This window comes from Nesterenkonia pannonica (assembly GCF_019575955.1).
GTDB lineage: Bacteria > Actinomycetota > Actinomycetes > Actinomycetales > Micrococcaceae > Nesterenkonia > Nesterenkonia pannonica.
Map to the genome: position 1 here is coordinate 899,252 of NZ_CP080575.1, position 16,308 is coordinate 915,559.

The 16,308-nt window shown below is 61.8% G+C and carries 8 protein-coding genes and 10 pseudogenes; 4 read left to right on the forward strand and 14 right to left on the reverse strand.

Going from position 1 to position 16,308, the window contains the following annotated elements:
- From K0H76_RS06695 to K0H76_RS06725, 7 genes and pseudogenes are all read right to left on the reverse strand, one after another.
- A pseudogene (locus K0H76_RS06695) lies at positions 1-2,033 on the reverse strand (bifunctional aldolase/short-chain dehydrogenase).
- Between the two features lie 11 nt (positions 2,034-2,044).
- A pseudogene (gene rhaI, locus K0H76_RS06700) lies at positions 2,045-3,199 on the reverse strand (L-rhamnose isomerase).
- Between the two features lie 6 nt (positions 3,200-3,205).
- Positions 3,206-3,553, reverse strand: a complete 348-nt coding sequence (locus K0H76_RS06705; RefSeq protein ID WP_258934888.1) for an L-rhamnose mutarotase — start codon at positions 3,551-3,553, stop codon at positions 3,206-3,208.
- Between the two features lie 86 nt (positions 3,554-3,639).
- Positions 3,640-4,678 (reverse strand): annotated as a pseudogene (gene rhaS, locus K0H76_RS06710) (rhamnose ABC transporter substrate-binding protein).
- Complete coding sequence (locus K0H76_RS06715; RefSeq protein WP_258934889.1) at positions 4,675-5,754, reverse strand: ABC transporter permease; 1,080 nt, start codon at positions 5,752-5,754, stop codon at positions 4,675-4,677. The pseudogene rhaS and the gene K0H76_RS06715 overlap by 4 nt, the downstream one beginning before the upstream one ends.
- A complete protein-coding gene (locus K0H76_RS06720) occupies positions 5,751-6,704 on the reverse strand; it encodes an ABC transporter permease (protein ID WP_258934890.1) in 954 nt (317 codons plus the stop codon). Before K0H76_RS06720 ends, K0H76_RS06715 begins: the two co-directional genes overlap by 4 nt.
- A 160-nt stretch (positions 6,705-6,864) precedes the next feature.
- Positions 6,865-8,355 (reverse strand): annotated as a pseudogene (locus tag K0H76_RS06725) (sugar ABC transporter ATP-binding protein); the annotation flags it as partial.
- A gap of 156 nt (positions 8,356-8,511) precedes the next feature.
- On the opposite strand from K0H76_RS06725, the pseudogene K0H76_RS06730 reads away from it, so the two are divergent.
- Both K0H76_RS06730 and K0H76_RS06735 read left to right on the forward strand, forming a co-directional pair.
- Positions 8,512-8,591 (forward strand): annotated as a pseudogene (locus K0H76_RS06730) (hypothetical protein); the annotation flags it as partial.
- 13 nt (positions 8,592-8,604) lie between these two features.
- Complete coding sequence (locus tag K0H76_RS06735; protein WP_258935351.1) at positions 8,605-9,525, forward strand: substrate-binding domain-containing protein; 921 nt, start codon at positions 8,605-8,607, stop codon at positions 9,523-9,525.
- A 219-nt stretch (positions 9,526-9,744) separates the two neighbouring features.
- On the opposite strand, the gene K0H76_RS06740 is transcribed toward K0H76_RS06735, so the two are convergent.
- From K0H76_RS06740 to K0H76_RS06770, 7 genes and pseudogenes are all read right to left on the reverse strand, one after another.
- The gene (locus tag K0H76_RS06740) at positions 9,745-10,485 is read right to left on the reverse strand and encodes an SDR family NAD(P)-dependent oxidoreductase (RefSeq protein ID WP_258935352.1); all 741 of its coding nucleotides are present in this window, start codon (positions 10,483-10,485) and stop codon (positions 9,745-9,747) included.
- A gap of 49 nt (positions 10,486-10,534) precedes the next feature.
- Positions 10,535-11,521: pseudogene (locus tag K0H76_RS06745) on the reverse strand (aldo/keto reductase).
- A 146-nt stretch (positions 11,522-11,667) separates the two neighbouring features.
- A pseudogene (locus K0H76_RS06750) lies at positions 11,668-12,235 on the reverse strand (sugar O-acetyltransferase).
- Positions 12,236-12,289: 54 nt separating this feature from the next.
- Complete coding sequence (locus K0H76_RS06755; RefSeq protein WP_258934891.1) at positions 12,290-12,436, reverse strand: hypothetical protein; 147 nt, start codon at positions 12,434-12,436, stop codon at positions 12,290-12,292.
- A 1-nt stretch (position 12,437) separates the two neighbouring features.
- The gene (locus K0H76_RS06760) at positions 12,438-13,103 is read right to left on the reverse strand and encodes an SDR family NAD(P)-dependent oxidoreductase (RefSeq protein WP_258934892.1); all 666 of its coding nucleotides are present in this window, start codon (positions 13,101-13,103) and stop codon (positions 12,438-12,440) included.
- 126 nt (positions 13,104-13,229) lie between these two features.
- A pseudogene (locus K0H76_RS06765) lies at positions 13,230-14,267 on the reverse strand (alcohol dehydrogenase catalytic domain-containing protein).
- Positions 14,268-14,432: 165 nt separating this feature from the next.
- Positions 14,433-14,876 carry a cyclophilin-like fold protein gene (locus K0H76_RS06770; protein WP_258934893.1) on the reverse strand — a complete coding sequence of 148 codons (444 nt, stop codon included), beginning with the start codon at positions 14,874-14,876 and terminating at the stop codon, positions 14,433-14,435.
- A 178-nt stretch (positions 14,877-15,054) separates the two neighbouring features.
- Here K0H76_RS06770 and K0H76_RS06775 point away from each other — a divergent pair.
- Positions 15,055-15,937: pseudogene (locus K0H76_RS06775) on the forward strand (helix-turn-helix transcriptional regulator).
- Between the two features lie 102 nt (positions 15,938-16,039).
- A pseudogene (locus K0H76_RS06780) lies at positions 16,040-16,153 on the forward strand (LacI family DNA-binding transcriptional regulator); the annotation flags it as partial.
- Positions 16,154-16,308 lie beyond the last annotated feature (155 nt).

The window sequence follows — 16,308 nt, forward strand, 5'->3', positions numbered from 1 at the left end:
TCAGCGCAGGAACGCGGCAGCGACGCAAGCATCTACGGGAACATGCAGCCCGGTGGTGTGCGACAAGTTGTGGCTCAGGAGCGCAAAGGCGGCGTTTGCCACATTCTCCGGCAGGACCTCACGTTTGAGGATGGTGCGCTGGGCGTAGAACTTGCCCAGATCCTCCTCCGGGATGCCGTAGGTCTTGGCACGGTTGGCGCCCCACCCCGAAGCGAAGATCCCAGAGCCTTGAACCACACCGTCCGGATTGATTCCGTTGACCCGGATCTGATGCTCGCCCAGCTCAGCAGCCAAGAGGCGCACCTGGTGCGCTTGGTCGGCCTTCGTAGCGGAATAGGCAATATTGTTCGGTCCGGCGAACACGCTGTTCTTGGACGAGATGTAGATGATGTCGCCGCCCAAGTTCTGTTCGATGAGTGCCGCTGCGGCTGCTTTGGAGACGAGGAAGGAACCTTTGGCCATCACATTGTGCTGCAGGTCCCAGTCCTTCTCCGACGTTTCCAAGAGGGACTTGGACAGGGAGAGTCCGGCATTGTTGATGACGATGTCCAGCCCACCGAAGGCGAGCAAGGTCTCATCGACCGCCTTCTCCACGGCGCTCTCATCGGAGACGTCCACGACAACACCGACGGCCTGGTCCGGCCCGCCGATCTCCGCCGCAGCCTCCTGCGCCTTGTCGAGATTCAGATCAGCGACAGCGACGACGGCACCCTCGGCCACCAGACGCTCGGCGATGGCCTTGCCGATTCCCGACGCTGCCCCGGTCACCAGAGCGATGCGAGTGGCCAGCTCTTTGGGCTTGGGCATGCGCTGCAGCTTGGCCTCCTCCAGCGCCCAATACTCGATGCGGAACTTCTCATGTTCATCGATGGGGGAATAGGACGAGAGGCCTTCCGCTCCGCGCATCACATTGATGGCATTGATGTAGAACTCGCTTACGACTCGGGCAGTCTGCTTGTCCTTGCCGAAGCTGAACATTCCGACCCGGGGACCAGCACAATGGCTGGGTCAGCGCCGCGCATAGCGGAGACTCCGCAGTGGCGTGGCGCGCGTAATAGCCCTCGTACTCCTCTCGGTACGTCAGGTGAAGTTCCCGCAGTCGGTTCTTCACATCCTCCACGGATGCGTCTGCTAAGCAGGTCCAGGACCAGCGGTTTGACCTTCGTTCTCAGGAAGTGATCTGGACAGCTGGTGCCCAGAGCGGCCAAGCGCGGGTGTTCGTTGTGGGCAAGGAATTCGAGGACTGCCGCGTCCTCGGTGAAGTGCCCGACCTGGGGCTTATCCGTGCTGGCGATCGCCCGGATCGTGGGAATGAGCGCGGCTGCCTTTGCGCGCCGCTCCTGCTCCGGCAGCGGAGCATAGCCGGAGAGTGACGGTCCGAAGGGTTCAGCCACAGAGTGCTCGTCGATGTACGCGGCAGCAGTGTCGATGATCCATAGCGAGTTCCTCTCAGACTCTTCGGAACTCTCTCCCCATGCGGTGATGCCGTGTCCGCCCAGAATGCACCCCACCGCCTGGGGTTTCGGCTCTTGACCTCGGCAATGTCGAGACCGAGTTGGAAGCCGGGGCGGCGCCACGGCACCCAGACGACTTTGTCTCCGAAGATTTTCTGCGTCAGTTCGGGACCATCCGCCGCGCAGGCGATGGCGATGCCGGAGTCAGGGTGGAGGTGGTCGACGTGTGGAGCATCGACCAGGCCGTGCATGGCGGTGTCGATGCTCGGCGCAGCGCCGCCCTTTCCGTGCAAGCAGTAGTCGAAGGCGGCGACCATCTCGTCTTCGCGATCCTCGCCGGGATAGGTATCCACCATCGAGCGCACGCGGTCCAGCCTCAGCGCAGCGAGGCCCTCCTCCTTCAGGGTGCCCAGATCACCTCCGGAGCCCTTGACCCAGAGCAGCTCAACGTCGCCGCCCGTCGCCGGGTCCCGGTCCACTCCTTTGGCGGAGGTGTTCCCGCGCGTAGTTGGTGTTCTTGGGGTCCGCGCCCAGTCGGTTTGAGCGTCCGATGAGTGCTTTCACAGTTTCGGTAGTCATAGATCCCTTCCTCACCAGGACATTTGGCTTCCGCCGACTCGGTCGGCCTCGATCTTTGGGTATCCGGATTCTGCGTAGGCCGCCATCGGGTCACCGGGCAGCCCGCGGGATTCACGCCAGCTCGCAAGGTCCGGCCTGACATCGGTGTAGAAGGCGTCCATAAACACCTGGTGGGCACCGAGCACATCACCGGCGGTCTGCGCTTCAGCAAGCGCTTCACGGTCCACCAGCAGCGCCCGCGCGGTCATCTCCTGAACGTTGAGCACACTGCGGATTTGGCCGGGAATCTTCTTCTCGATGTTGTGGCACTGGTCCAGCATGAACGCGACACCAGAGTCCGGTTCGTAGCCTCCTCCGCGAATGACCTCGAAGAGGATCCGGAACAGCTGGAACGGATCGGCTGAACCGACGATGAGATCGTCGTCGGCGTAGTTGCGCGAATTGAAGTCGAATGAGCCCAGTTTGCTTCCCTCAGCAGTTGAGCGACGATGAACTCCACATTTGTGGTGGGCGCATGGTGGCCCGTGTCGAGGCAGACCAGGGCCTGATCCCCAATGCCTGAACCTGGACCAGAGCAGTTCCCCAGTCAGGTACGTCGGTGTGGTAGAACGCAGGCTCAAAGATCTTGTACTCCAGCACAAGCCGTTGGTCCGCGCTGAGCTGGGCGTAGATCTTTTCAGAGAGTCCGCCAGCCGGTCCTGCCGGTTGCGGATATCAGCCTGTCCTGGATAGTTGGAGCCGTCAGCGAGCCAGATCTTGAGGTCGCTGGACCCGGTGTCACCCATGATCTCGAGGCACTGAAGGTGGTGGTCGATTGCTTTCTGGCGGATCACCGGGTCATGGTGAGTCAGCCCGCCGAACTTGTAGTCCTCGTCCTGGAAGGTATTGGAGTTGATAGTGCCGATGTCGATGCCCTGGTCTGCGGCGTACCGGGTGAGGGCGCCGAAGTCGTCCACCATGTCCCAAGGGATGTGCAGGGCCACTTTTGGAGCCAGGCCGGTGAACCGGTGGACTGTCGCGGCGTCGGCGATCTTCTCCTCCACATTGCGTGGGGTTCCGGGCGAGCCGAACACTTTGAACCGGGTGCCGGAATTTCCATACGCCCAGGACGGCACCTCGATAGCCTGATGCGCCAGCTGCAGGGCGATCTCTTCGAAAGTTGGCATGTCTCCTCAATTTCCTTCATACGTGGCAAGTTGATCTTCGAGGTGGAAAACTTCTTCCAGCTCGATAAAACCTGTGTCGGGGCGGGCTCCCTCGAGGTCCACGAAGAACTCCGCCATCTCCGCCTGCCACCGAGCGTTGACATCTTCGCGATCCATGGCGGCCTGAGCAGCGTCCAATGAGGCTGTCTCCATGTATCCGATGAGCAGTCCGTCCTGACGCAGGAACAGCGCGTAGTTGTTCCACCCTGAGCGTTTGAGCGCCCTGAGCATGTCCGGCCATACCTTCCGATGCCGCTCCTTGTACTCCTCCAGCCGGTCGGGGTTGACCTGCAGTTGGAAACACACTCGTCGCATACGTGTCCTCATACTCCTCGGGGATCCCTCCAGGCTGAGCGCCCGACCACGGGCGTGCCGGCCGGGCGCTCAGTCGCGACGTCGACTCAGAAATCGAAGTCGTCGATGTTGTCGGCGTCGTAGACGAACGGATCTCCCAATACGATCTCGCCGTCTTCGCCCACGGTGTACTCGCCGAGGTCGCCTGCGTCAAAGGTGTCGCCCTCTTCGCCGGTGATCTCACCTGTTGCTACAGCGTGAGCTGCCCAACCCGCGAGGTAGCCGAGCTCCTCTGGGTTCCACAGCGCGAACGCTTCTACAGTGCCATCCTCCACATACTCACGCATCTGGTTGGGTGTTCCGAGTCCCGTCACGAGCACCTCTCCGGCATAGTCAGAATCAGAGATGTAGCGTGCTGCCGCAGCGATCCCGACGGTAGTCGGGGACACGATGGCATCGAGGTCAGAGTGCGTTTGGAGCAGCGCAGCGGTCTGGTCGAATGAGCGCTGATCGTCGTCGTCACCGTAGGCGATCTCGACCAGTTCGATGTCCGGGTGGTTCGACTCGAGCTCATCTTCCATGAGCTCGATCCACTGGTTCTGGTTGGTGGCATTCGCCGAAGCGGAGAGAATCGCGATCTGCCCTTCGCCGCCGATCTGCTCGGCCACCAAATCCACCTGCGCCTGAGCAATGCCCTCTGCATCAGCCTGGTTCACGAACACGTCGCGGCACTCTGAGTCGGTATCGGAGTCAAAGGTCACGATTGCGGCTCCGGCTTCACTTGCCTCATTGAGCGCGTCACACGGTGCGGAGGGTCGCTGCCGGAGATGACGATGGCGTCCTCACCCTGCTGAGCGGCGGTGTTGATGTACTGAACCTGACCGTCAGGCGTGTCTTCCTGGGGGCCTACCTCAGAGAACTCTCCGCCGAACTCGGTTACAGCGTTTTCACCGCCGGTGTTCGAGGTTTCGAAGTACGGATTCCCGAGGTTCTTCGGGATGAAGGTGACGCTGAGGTCTTCGCCGTCAGCATCGCCTCCTCCGTTTGCGTCTCCGTTGTCGTCTCCCCGCACGAGGCGAGGACTAACGCAGCTGTCATTCCAGCCGCGGTCAGGGCTGACGTGGTGGTAAAGGTGTTCCTCTTCATGATGCTGCCTTTCTCTTCTTGGGACTCCGCCTTTGGAGACCTCCGACAATTTGGGGTGTGATCACTGAGGCGATCAGCAGGACGCCGATGATGATGTTGATGACGTTGACGGTGACTCCTTCGAGCCGCAGCGCTGAAGAGATGACTCCGATCAGCAGCACGCCCGCCAGAACGCCGTGGAGTGCGCCGCGGCCGCCGAAGATGAGGACGCCGCCCAGAAGAACGGCTGCGATAACTTCCAGCTCCAAGCCCATGGCGTTGTCACCGCGTGAATTGCCATAGCGCAGGGTGTAGTAGATCCCGGCGAAGGCGGATACTGCTCCAGAGAGCACGAAGGTGATCATCTGGCTGCGGGCCACGTTGACGCCGCTGAAGCGAGCGGTGACATCGTTGTGGCCGATGTCGTAGAGGCCCCGTCCGAACGGCGTGAAGTGCAGAAGGACCACAAAGATTGCGATCAGCCCGACCACCGGAACGACCACCAGGGGCACGCGGGTGTCACCTATTGATGCCCCGGCCAAGGACGTCCAGTCGGGATCGAAGTCGGTCAGCGCCGTCGTGCCCAGCAGACCCACGGCGAGTCCACGGAAAAGTGCCAGGGTGCCGATCGTGACGGCGAGTGAGGGGAGTTTGACATAGGCCACAAAGAAGCCGTTGAACGCTCCGCAGGCCACGCCGACCAGGATTGCCAGCATGCCCGCCATAGGCAGGGACAGACCCCACTGGACGTGGGCGATTCCGACCACAACCGAGGAGAGTCCCATAGTGCTTGCCACCGAAAGGTCGATCTGGCCGGTGACGATGATCAGCGTCATCGGCAGGGCGATCATCATCAGCGGCGCGATGTCCAGCAGCAGATAGCGGACTGTGAGCGGCCCGGAGAAGCCGTCCACCGAGATGTTCGCCCAGATCCACACCATTGCGAGCAGTGCGATGATCAGAAACTCGGTGGTGATGAAGGTGCGGAAGAACCAGGGGCGGTGGTACTGCTTGTAGGTGCGCGGGGCGTCCTCGCCCAGGCTCACCTTCTCCGCTGCGGAGGAATCGGCCCCAGCTCGAGTGGTGGTGCTGTTCATGTCTCATCCCTTGCTTCCTGGAGCTTGCGCGTCTGACGTACGGCCAAGTAGCGGTCCAAGACGATCGCGCCAATGATGAGTGCGCCTACGACAGCCCGCTGCCAGAAGTCCGGCACGCCCATGATGGGCAGTGTGCGGTTGATGGTCATCAGGAGGATGGCTCCCAGTGCGGCGCCCCAGACCGTGCCTGAGCCGCCGAATATGGCGACGCCACCGATAACGGCCGCGCCGATGGCGTTGAGCTCCCAGGTCATACCGGCCCCGGCGCTGACGGTGCCATAACGGGCCGCGTACATCACACCCGCCAAGCCTGCAAGAGCCCCACCGATCACGAATGCCACAATGATCCGTCTGATAGTAAGCAGCCCATATAGCGTTGCAGCCTCCGGGTTGGAGCCGATCGCGTACATTTCCCGACCGCTGCGCGTGGAACTCAACCAATAGCCCGCGGCGATGAGCACCAGCACGGCCGCGATGGTCAGCAGCGGGATCGTGGCGATCTGCATGGTCCCCAGACTGAGGAATTCGCGGGGCATGTCTGAGGCGTTGATGCGGTCATTGCCTGCCCAGGTGAGGACTATGCCGCGGTAGATGTACATGGTCCCCAGCGTCACGACCAGCGCCGGGACTTTGCCGAAGGCGACGAGGAGGCCGTTGATCAGACCGAGACCCGCACCCACCGCGACGCCGATGAGAATAACCCCGATGATCGGTATGCCGGGGAAGTCGATGAAAAGCCTACCGGTCATGTATGCAGTGATCGCAAGCGTGGAGCCCACCGACAGATCGACGTTGCGCGTGACGATGACGATCGCTGAGCCGATGGCAAGAACCATCAGGATGGAGGGAGTGAGCAGCAGGTCTCGCCAACCTTGGGAGCTGAAGAGGAAATTCTGGTTCAGGCTCGTGGCGGCCGCTATGACAGCGAAGATCACCAGAACAATGGCCATCTCGCGGGAGGTCACCACGTTCTTGACGAACCGTTGGGTGTTCCCCCTCTGCTTGGGTTTCGACGGCGCTGCTGTGCTCATCTCCCTGCACCTCCCCAGCGGTCACCAGGTCGTCGGTCTGGCTTTTCCCAGACCTTTCGACTGCTTCCTCGCGGCGGGCTGTGGCGGCGTGCATCACTTTCTCCGGCGTAGCATCTTCCCGGTCCAGCTCGGCTGTGATGTGGCCTTCGCTGACGACCAGAACGCGGTCAGCCATGCCCAGCACTTCGGGGAGCTCGGAGGAGATCATTAGAATTGCCATTCCCTCTCCCGCCAATTGGGATAGCAGACGGTGGACTTCGGACTTTGTGCCAACATCGATGCCTCGGGTGGGTTCGTCGATGATCAGCAGCTTGGGGTCGGTGGCCAGCCATTTGGCGATTACCACCTTCTGTTGGTTGCCGCCGCTCATGGTGGCGGCGCTCATGGACATCGCCGCCGTCTTGACCTGCAGGCGCCCTGCCCATGATGAGGCTGCGCGGTTTTCTGCGGCCCGGGTGATGATGCCGAACTTCTGAAGTCGCTTACGAATGGCGGCTCCGATGTTCTCGGCGACTGAGGACTCGACGACCAGTCCCTGTTGACGGCGGTCTTCTGGAATCAGGGCCATTCCGGCCTCGATCGCTGCGGCCGGTTTGCTCTTGGGAACCCGCTGATTTCCGAGGCTCACCGTTCCGGAGTCATAGGTATCGACTCCGAAGACGGCGCGCGCTATTTCGCTTCGACCCGCACCGACAAGGCCTGCAAGGCCGACGATCTCGCCGGCACGAACGCTGAAGGAAACGTCATGAAAGGTTCCTTTGGAGTTAAGCCCTTCAACCTCGAGCACGGTCTGGCCGATCTCTGTCGGAGTCTTGGGGTACAGCTCATTGACTTCGCGGCCCACCATCATGGTGACCAGTTCAGAGTTGCTGGTCTCGTTCGTCCTCACTGTGCCGATGTAGGAGCCGTCGCGCATGACGGTGATCGTGTCGCTGAGGTCGAAGACCTCATCAAAACGGTGGGAGATGAACACGATTCCGCGGCCCTCATCCCTGAGGCTGCGAGTGACATTGAAAAGACGCTCTACTTCAACTCCGGACAGCGCTGCGGTGGGTTCGTCCATGATGAGCAGATGTGCGTCCAAGGAGATGGCCTTGGCAATTTCGATGATCTGCTGGTCTGCGATCGACAGCCCTTGGGCAGGGCGATGGGGGTCGAGGTCCACGCCCAACCGATCGAAGATCTGGAGAGCCTCGGTGACCATGGTCTGCCGGTCGATGCGCTTACCGCCGCTCAGCGGCTGCCGACCCATAAAGATGTTCTCGGTGACAGACAGGTCGGGAAAGAGTGTGGGCTCCTGGTAGATGACGGCGATGCCAGCATCTTTCGCGTCTGCTGTGGAGGAGAACTCTGCGTCGACTCCTCGGAACCGGAAGGCGCCTTCGTCACGCTTGTGCAGTCCGGCCACGATTTTGATGAGCGTGGACTTGCCTGCGCCGTTCTCGCCGACCAGGGCGTGCACGGACCCGGGCTGCACCGAGAGCGTGCCGTCGGCGAGCGCGACGACGCTGCCGAACGTCTTGCGCACGCCCTCGAGCTCGAGGACTGGCGCATCCGCGTGAGTGACCATGAAACCTCCGGGTGCGAGTGGCGATCTGGGTCCGCACGACGAGCATGGACCCTATGTAAATCGATTCAATTCTGTGACTCAGATCATAGGTTGCCGCTCTTGAGACTGTCAACGCCCAAGTATCGTTAGCGCTTATGGCTATGGCTCAGATACGCGATGTGGCGTTGCGGGCAGGGTCTCCCTGCGACGGTCTCGAATGCGCTCAATCGTCCGCAACGGGTTTCCGCTCGCACGCTGGAGAAGGTCCACGTGGCGATCCAGGAGTTGGGCTACGTTCGTAACGATGCCGCACGTCAGCTGCGAGCGGGCTTCAATCCTGCGGTCGGCATGATCGTCCTCGACGCGAGGAACCCCTACTTCACGGACGTCGCCGCCGGGGCGGAGCAGCACCTGATGCATTTGGGCCGACCCCTGCTGCTGAGCAATTCTTCCCAGCAGAGCGACAGGGAATCCATGTATCTCAATCTGTTTGAGCAGCAGCGCGTGGCTGGAATCCTTATTGCCCCTGTGGGCAACGTGCTGCCTCGATTGCGTAAGCTTCAGAAGCATGGCATTCCCGTCGTCGTCATCGATCGAAAGACTGGCGCGGACGAGCTGTCCTCGGTCTCGGTCGACGACGAGCGCGGTGGGTGGTTGGCAGCGAACCATCTCATCGCGCAGGGCGGGCAGAGAATTGCTGTCATCGGAGGGCCGCACGTGCTGCGGCAGGTGCAGCACAGGCTCCGCGGAGCCCAGCAAAGAGCTCGCCAGGACCCAAAGATCACGGTGGAGTACGTTCCTACGGAAGCCATGGATGCTTCCTCTGGGCGCACTGCAACTGAAGATCTGCTGAATCGCTCCGCTCGAGAACGCCCCGACGCCATATTTGCTGCCAATGATCTGGTTGCTCTGGGTGCACTGCAGACCTTGGCTCGTGCGCGGGTTGGCGTTCCGGATGACATGTTGTTGATCGGTTACGACGACATAGAGTTCGCAGCGAACGCTACGATTCCCATCACTTCTATTCGTCAGCCTTCGGCGGAGATGGGCCAACATGCGGCCCACCTACTGCAGCTTGCTATCCAGGACCCCAACTCACCAATCCACCACAAGGTATTCCAACCCGAACTCGTGGAACGCGAGTCCACGGGGAGACCGAGGCTCCACGCGAATGGTGACAAACCTTGGTGACGTCACCAGAACGGATGCTGGGATACGTGACGTCTGTGAGGTGCGGCCCCACTGGTGCTGTGCCCTGCGAGGAGGAAACCCGCTGAGGAGTCAGTGCCCCGGCCGGAGTCAGTCTGCGCTGCGACCGCAGGTGCAATTGAAAGCCAGAAAACCGCGGCGCGAGCAGTCGACGTGCGCCCCGCTTTGGCCGACCGCCGGATCGTGCGTGTCATCGGGGCGTCAGGGGTGGGACGGAGGAGACACTTTCGTATGACTTGCTAGTTGGGCGACCAGTTCGTTCTGAAAGTCACGATTCAGTGCTGCAGGGTGGGGCGCTTGCTGATGCCTGTGGTGCCAGTACTCACCGGTGGTTTGAGACTCCGGGTCAGTACTTGCAGCTAGCCATGCTTGAGTGATGTGTCCCTGCCGCAAATCGTCCGAAGCTGCAGAACCTCCCATGCGGGTGGGGACCCAGCCGGGATCAACAGCGTTGCAGAGGGTTTCGGGGTACGCGCGGGCGACGAACATCGTGAATGCTGTCACGAATAGCTTCGAGTCTGAGTAAGTGCGATTAGTTTGGCCCCCGGACCAGTCCGTGCCGGCCAGCTCGGAGCGTCCGCCTTTGTGCATCCCGCTGCTCAGGTACACGAGCCGTTCTGGTCGGTGAATGAGCGTAGTCAGCAGGTAGGGAGCGACAACGTTGACGGGGAGCAGAGCTGGACCGTGGAGCACTCCGGCATTATGGATGATGGCGTCCATCCGACCGATGTCGTTGGCCTGTTCGGCAATACCGCGCACCTGGTCGATCACACTTAGGTCACCGACGACGACGCGTGCCCCGCGTGCCGTGAGGTCATCGAGAGAACGCGCCCGCTCCGGGTTGCGAGCGTGAAGGACCAGTTCATGTCCTTGATCGAGCAGTTCAATGGCTGTGTTCCTACCAAGTCCGTCGGTGGATCCAGTGACGAATATCCGAGACAAGAAATGTTCCTTCCGCAGGGTCACGGCGCCAGCCAAGCAATGGTGAGTCTCAGACCCAGGTGGGCAGGTGCTCGGGATTATAGCGGGCACCGACAGCCCCGTGCGGGATGATCTTCTCGATCTCGTCGAGGTCGGCATCTGTGACGTCCACGTCCGCTGCGGCGAGGTTTTCTTCGAGTCGCGCCGTGCTGCGCGTACCGGGAATCGGAACGATGTCGGACCCTGAGCCAGGAGCCAGGCCAGGGCAAGCTGAGCGGCGGTGACTCCCTTCCGGTCGGCGAGCTCGTGGATCTGGTCGACTGCGTGCTTATTGACCCGGTAGTTCTCGCCTTGCCAACGGGCGTCGTGATGACGGAAGTCGTTCTCCTCGTACCCTCGGCGGGCTTCACCTCGGAGGTCAAGAACCCCCGGCTGAGTGGCGAGTAGGGGACAAACCCGATGCCAAGCTCGCGGACAGTTGGAAGGACTTCAGCCTCAACGCCTCGCTCGAAGAGTGAATACTCAGTCTGCAGTACCGAAACCGGGTGGACGGCGTGGGCTCGACGCAAGGTCTCTGGACCGACTTCGCTGAGCCCGAAATGGCGCACCTTGCCTTCAGCGATCAGCTCACCGACGGCCCCAGCGACTTCCTCCACCGGAACGTTGGGGTCCTGTCTGTGCTGATAAAGAACATCGATCACGTCAGTGCCGAGGTGACGCAGACTGTTCTCTGTCACGCGTCGGATGTTCTCCGGGCTCGAGTCGTGCCCATTGGAGTTGCCTTGATCGTCATAGGTGAAGCCGAATTTCGTCGCGATCTGCACCTCGTCGCGGAACGGCGCGATCGCTTCTCCCAGCAGAAGCTCATTCGAGCCATCACCTCCGTTGTAGAGCTCGGCGGTGTCGAACAGGGTGACGCCGAGCTCGTGAGCACGGCGGATCACCGCGATGTGCTCGGTGCTGCTGGCCCCGTGCCGTAGAAGGCTGTCATTCCCATGGTGCCGAAGCCGATCTCAGCGACGGTGAGGCCTTGTTGGCCGAGCCTGCGTTCTTTCAGCATGCGTCTTGTCCTTTCGCCGTGACGAACTAAGTAGGGATATTTGCGTCAGGAGGGGCGGGAGTCGAGGTCGTCGAGAAGCAACTGGTGCTGGTAGATGCCTGCGCTGTTGACAAGGAGGTCCGGTGCTGGATTTGGTCTGTCGCTCAGTCGCGGAGTTCGCGCACCGCGCGTGCTGGGGACCCCACCACCACCGTTCCGGGGAACATCTTTCGTCACGACGGCGGCCGCTGCCACCACGGCGTCGTCACCGATGGTCACTCCCGGCAGAATGGTCGCGTTGGCTCCGATCCATACATTGCGTCCCACAACGATGGGTGCAGGCAGCATATCCCTGCGTCGGCCCGGGGCGAGATCATGGTTGAGGGTGGCCAGGACTACGTTGTGTCCGAGCAAGGAATCATCCCCGATGCTCACCCCGCCCTGGTCCTGAAAGCTGCACCCCGCATTGATGAAGACCCGTTCGCCGAAGGTGATGTTCTTGCCGAAGTCCGAGTGGAACGGCGGGAACACCATCAGAGAGTCGGCAACGGGCTTGCCAGTCAGTTTGCCCAAGAGTTCCCGGATATCTGCGGGGTCGTGGTAGCTGCCGTTGATCTGACTTGTGATGCGCAGCGCGTCCTGACTCACCCGGTGCATGACCTCGTGCAGCGGGGAGTCTCCCGTGATGCGCTGACCGTCGGCCAGTGCGGCGAGTAGTTCGTTGAGTTCCATCAGTTCTCCAGGAGGGTGTAGACGATGTCACCTGGGTGGAGTTCGATGACGGCCTCACCGTACGGCTGCACGTCTCCTCGGCCGCACGGTGACGTGCAGTGTCGGCTCACCCGAGTAGTAGGTGTTGAAGTACCCGTCCCCGGTGAACGACTCATCCGGGCCCTGAACGGTGAAGGTTTTCGGCTGCTTCTGGATGCTCATCTCAGCCCTCGAAATCGCGGGCAAAGACCCGGAAGGCATTACGGTCCTGGTGCATCGACCAGAGGGTCTCCGCCAAGATCTTGGGATCGGTGTGCGAATCGCCGAGGGCGATAGCGCCGGGGATGATGAGCTGCCCGACGTGGATGTTCTCTTCGGCTAGCTCATCGTGAAGCATCTGGGCGTAGGCACTTTCGCCTGCGAACGCGATGGACGTGCCCGCAACGTGGGCGCTGGGGCGGGCTCCGCTGCCTCCGTTGACGAACAGCACCGTGCCTCGACCTAGGAAGCGCATTCCTTGGAGCACCTGGTGGACTGCAGTGACCGGTCCATAGATGGAGAACTCGACGGCGCCCTGCAAGTCGTGCGCGGTGGTCTCGAGCAGGGGTCGTAGGAATTCCTTCTGGGGCAGCGGGCTGTAGGTGAGCACCTCGATGGGCCCCTGCTCCTGGACTGCCTCGTCAAGCGCGTTGGCAAGACTTTCGGGATCTCGAACGTTGGCGGCGTAGCCTTTGGCGGAGAACCCTTCGGTCTGCAGGTCCGTTGCGAGGGTGTCGAGGCGCTCCTGACTGCGTGAGATCAGGGCCAGGTCGAAACCCTCTTTCCCGAAGCGGCGCGCGATCTCCGCGCCGAGTCCTCGTCCTGCTCCAATGATGGCGATCGTGGTCATGGTACGGCCCTTCCTGGTGTCTCCCGCAGCTGCGATAGGAGAGGTCTGCGGTGGGTGTGGCATCTGGAGCGATGTCCTGTGCTGCTCTGAGTGTGGGCATGCGCGCGGTTTCGCGAGTTTCGCAGATCAGGGTGTGACCATGATCTTGAGTGCCTCACGGTTGTCCATGGCGAGGTAGGCGTCGGGAACGTCGGAGAGACCGACGGTGCGATCGAAGACCTTGCCGGGTTGACAGTGCCGTCCAGGACGGCGGGCATCAGGTCTTCGATGTAGGCGCGCACCGGGGCAGGTCCTCCGGTCAGTGTCACGTTGCCTCCGAAGAGGCTCGTGAAGCCGATGGGCGCTTCTTCGTACTGGGGACACCCACGCGGCTGATCACTCCGCCGGGACGTACGATGCCGTAGGCCTGTTCATAGGCGGGCAAATGTCCGACCGCTTCGAGGACCTTCGCCGCGCCGTGCCCGCCAGTCAGTTCTCGGACCTTTGCGATGCCTTCTTCTCCGCGTTCGGCGACGACGTCGGTGGCGCCGAACTCAGCACCGAGGGCGGTTCGAGCTTCGTGGCGTCCCATGAGGATGATCTGCTCAGCGCCCATCTGCTTGGCAGAGAGCACTGCCAGCAGACCCACTGCCCCGTCGCCGATGACGGCGACGCTGTCTCCCTGGGTGACTCCGGCGCGAGTGGCGGCGTGCCATCCGGTGCCGTAGACGTCGGAGAGGGTCAGCAGGGAGCCCAGCAGTGGTGAGTCTTCTGCGACGCCCGGCACTTTGACGAGTGTGCCGTCAGCGAGCGGGACCCGGATTGCTTCGGCCTGGGCACCGCCCATCCCGGGCATGTCCCAGAAGCCGCCGTGGACGCAGGAGGTGAACAGGCCCTCCTGGCAGAATTCGCAGGTTCCGTCGGAGAACGAGAAGGGGAGATCACGAGGTCGCCCTTGGTGAGAGTGCGGACCTCTGTGCCTGTCTCTTCGATCACTCCGATGAACTCGTGTCCCATGGCGGCACCCTCGGAGCTGGTCTCCATGCTGTGATACGGATGCAGGTCGGACCCGCAGACACACGCTCGAACGATCCGGACGACCGCGTCGGTGGGCTCTTGAAGGACTGGGTCAGGGGCGTCAATGACGCGGACGTCGCTTACGCCGAACATGTACGTGGCTTTCATGGGGTATCTCCAATTCTGAGGTGATGGAACTGATGCGGGGTTGTGGCTGCCCGCGGCGCGGGATTGTCAGTCGATCGCGCGGAGGGTCATGGTCACGTCATTCGTTTCTGCTTCGAGAACTTCTGCCCTCGAACGTGCCGATCGGCACAATCCCCGAGTAGTGGCCTACCTCTGCGTAGTAGAGGACCAGACTTTGGTTGGGGAGTAGTAGCCGATCGTTCCTGGGGTGGCAGCACTTCCTTCCGGCGCGTCGCTGAGATCGAGCGGTGAGGGAAGATCGGCGATCTTCTCCTGGCCGCCGAAGTCGCTGAATGTGAGGGTCAGCGGCAGCTGCTCCAGCAGAGATGCTGCTGTCGCAGAAGCGTCGAGTTGACCGGTTAGCTGCTGGCCCTGGAACTCCACGACCAGTGGCGTCGAAGTCGGAGCTGCAGCTGATGATGAAGGCGTTGCGGCAGTCTCCGAGGGTGTGGCATGGGTCGCTGGGGCGACTGATTCTTCTCCTGCATTGCCGTCGCTGCCCCGGCCGCACCCGGTGAGACCGACGGCTAGCGCCACAAGGGCCAGCAGCCCGTTGAGCGGCATGACCCTGAACAGACCGGGTGACGTCATAGTGGATTCCTTCCAGAGGATGCTGAAGCCAAGTTCCGCGGAACCGAGCTGTGTCCGAGCCCGATCGGGATGAACTTCTTCTATGCAACGCGCTTCCAGAAAGGCGGACAAGGTGTCTGGTGAAACGGGTTACAGCAGTACCTCTCTAGAACGTTGGGGACCCTCTACCGTGGGATCTATGGACAACCGAGCAGAGGTACGAGAGTTTCTCGCGTCACGACGTGCACGCATCACACCCGAGCAGGCAGGCATCGAAACCTTCGGGGGCGTCGTCGCGTCGAGGGGTTGCGTCGGGAAGAGGTGGCTCGCCTGGCCGGTGTCAGCATCGACTACTACACGCGGCTCGAGCGTGGGAATCTCACCGGTGTCTCGGACAGTGTTCTAGATGCAATTGCTCGAGCGTTGGAGCTGGACAGGGCCGAACATGACCACCTCTTCGACCTGGCCAAAGCAGGCAGCAGTGCCCGGCCCCGGCAGAAAGCCCCGTATCCTCGGGCCTGGCGCCAGCAGTGCAGCACATGCTCGACGCGATCACGGGGGCGCCAGCGTTTGTGGGCAATAATCGGATGGACATCGTTGCAGCGAACCAGCTTGGCTATGCGCTCTATTCCGATATGTATCGTGGCACGGCGCGGCTTACGAACCATTCTCGGTTCATCTTCTTCGACCCTCGGGCCTACGACTTCTACCCCGACTGGGAACGGGCGGCCAACGTCAACGTCGCCATTCTGCGCCGAGACGCCGGTCGCTGGCCTCACGATAAGGGCATAGCTGACCTCGTCGGGGAGCTTTCGGTGCGCAGTGAAGAATTTCGCGCACGGTGGGCCGCGCACAATGTGCGCCGCCACTACTCAGGGGCGAAATCATTCCATCACTCAGTGGTAGGGACTCTGGAGTTGAACTATCAGGTCATGGAGCTTGAAGATGCCCCCGGGCACTCCCTGACCGTGTATCCCGCTGTCTCTGGAAGTTCCTCCGAGGAGGGACTCAGGCTGCTCGCATCCTGGGCCGCCACAGAAGCAATCGCAGAGAAGGCTCAAGGGCTCAGCACTAGGCACTAAAGCTCCTGCTTTTGAAGCCGCTTGCGCCAGCAGCTCTCCTCGCTGAGCAATGGTTGACGGACGCGACTTGTATGCTCCGGACTCATGAATGATGTTGCGTCCATGAGTCGAGATTCTGCCGACGAGGTCCGACCCAGACCCACGATTCGAGATGTCGCTCGGGAGGCGGGGGTCTCGGTGTCGGCGGTCTCGAAGGTGCTGCGAGGCGCTTACGGGGTCAGCGAGAACATGCGAGAGAGCGTCCTCTCCGCGACGCAACGATTGAACTACCGTCCGCACACCGGCGCGCGGGCTATGCGCGGCGCAACATTCACGATCGGCATCGTGCTGGTGGATTACCTTCACAGTTCCAGCCGGAGATCGTCCAGGCG

Excerpts from the sequence above, each read along its gene's own strand:
- K0H76_RS06705 (WP_258934888.1), bottom strand. The coding sequence starts at position 3,553 with ATGCGACGAGTGTGTTTCCAACTGCAGGTCAACCCCGACCGGCTGGAG.
- K0H76_RS06715 (WP_258934889.1), bottom strand. The coding sequence starts at position 5,754 with ATGAACAGCACCACCACTCGAGCTGGGGCCGATTCCTCCGCAGCGGAG.
- K0H76_RS06720 (WP_258934890.1), bottom strand. The coding sequence starts at position 6,704 with ATGGCCATTGTTCTGGTGATCTTCGCTGTCATAGCGGCCGCCACGAGC.
- K0H76_RS06755 (WP_258934891.1), bottom strand. The coding sequence starts at position 12,436 with ATGAGCATCCAGAAGCAGCCGAAAACCTTCACCGTTCAGGGCCCGGAT.
- K0H76_RS06760 (WP_258934892.1), bottom strand. The coding sequence starts at position 13,103 with ATGACCACGATCGCCATCATTGGAGCAGGACGAGGACTCGGCGCGGAG.
- K0H76_RS06770 (WP_258934893.1), bottom strand. The coding sequence starts at position 14,876 with ATGACGTCACCCGGTCTGTTCAGGGTCATGCCGCTCAACGGGCTGCTG.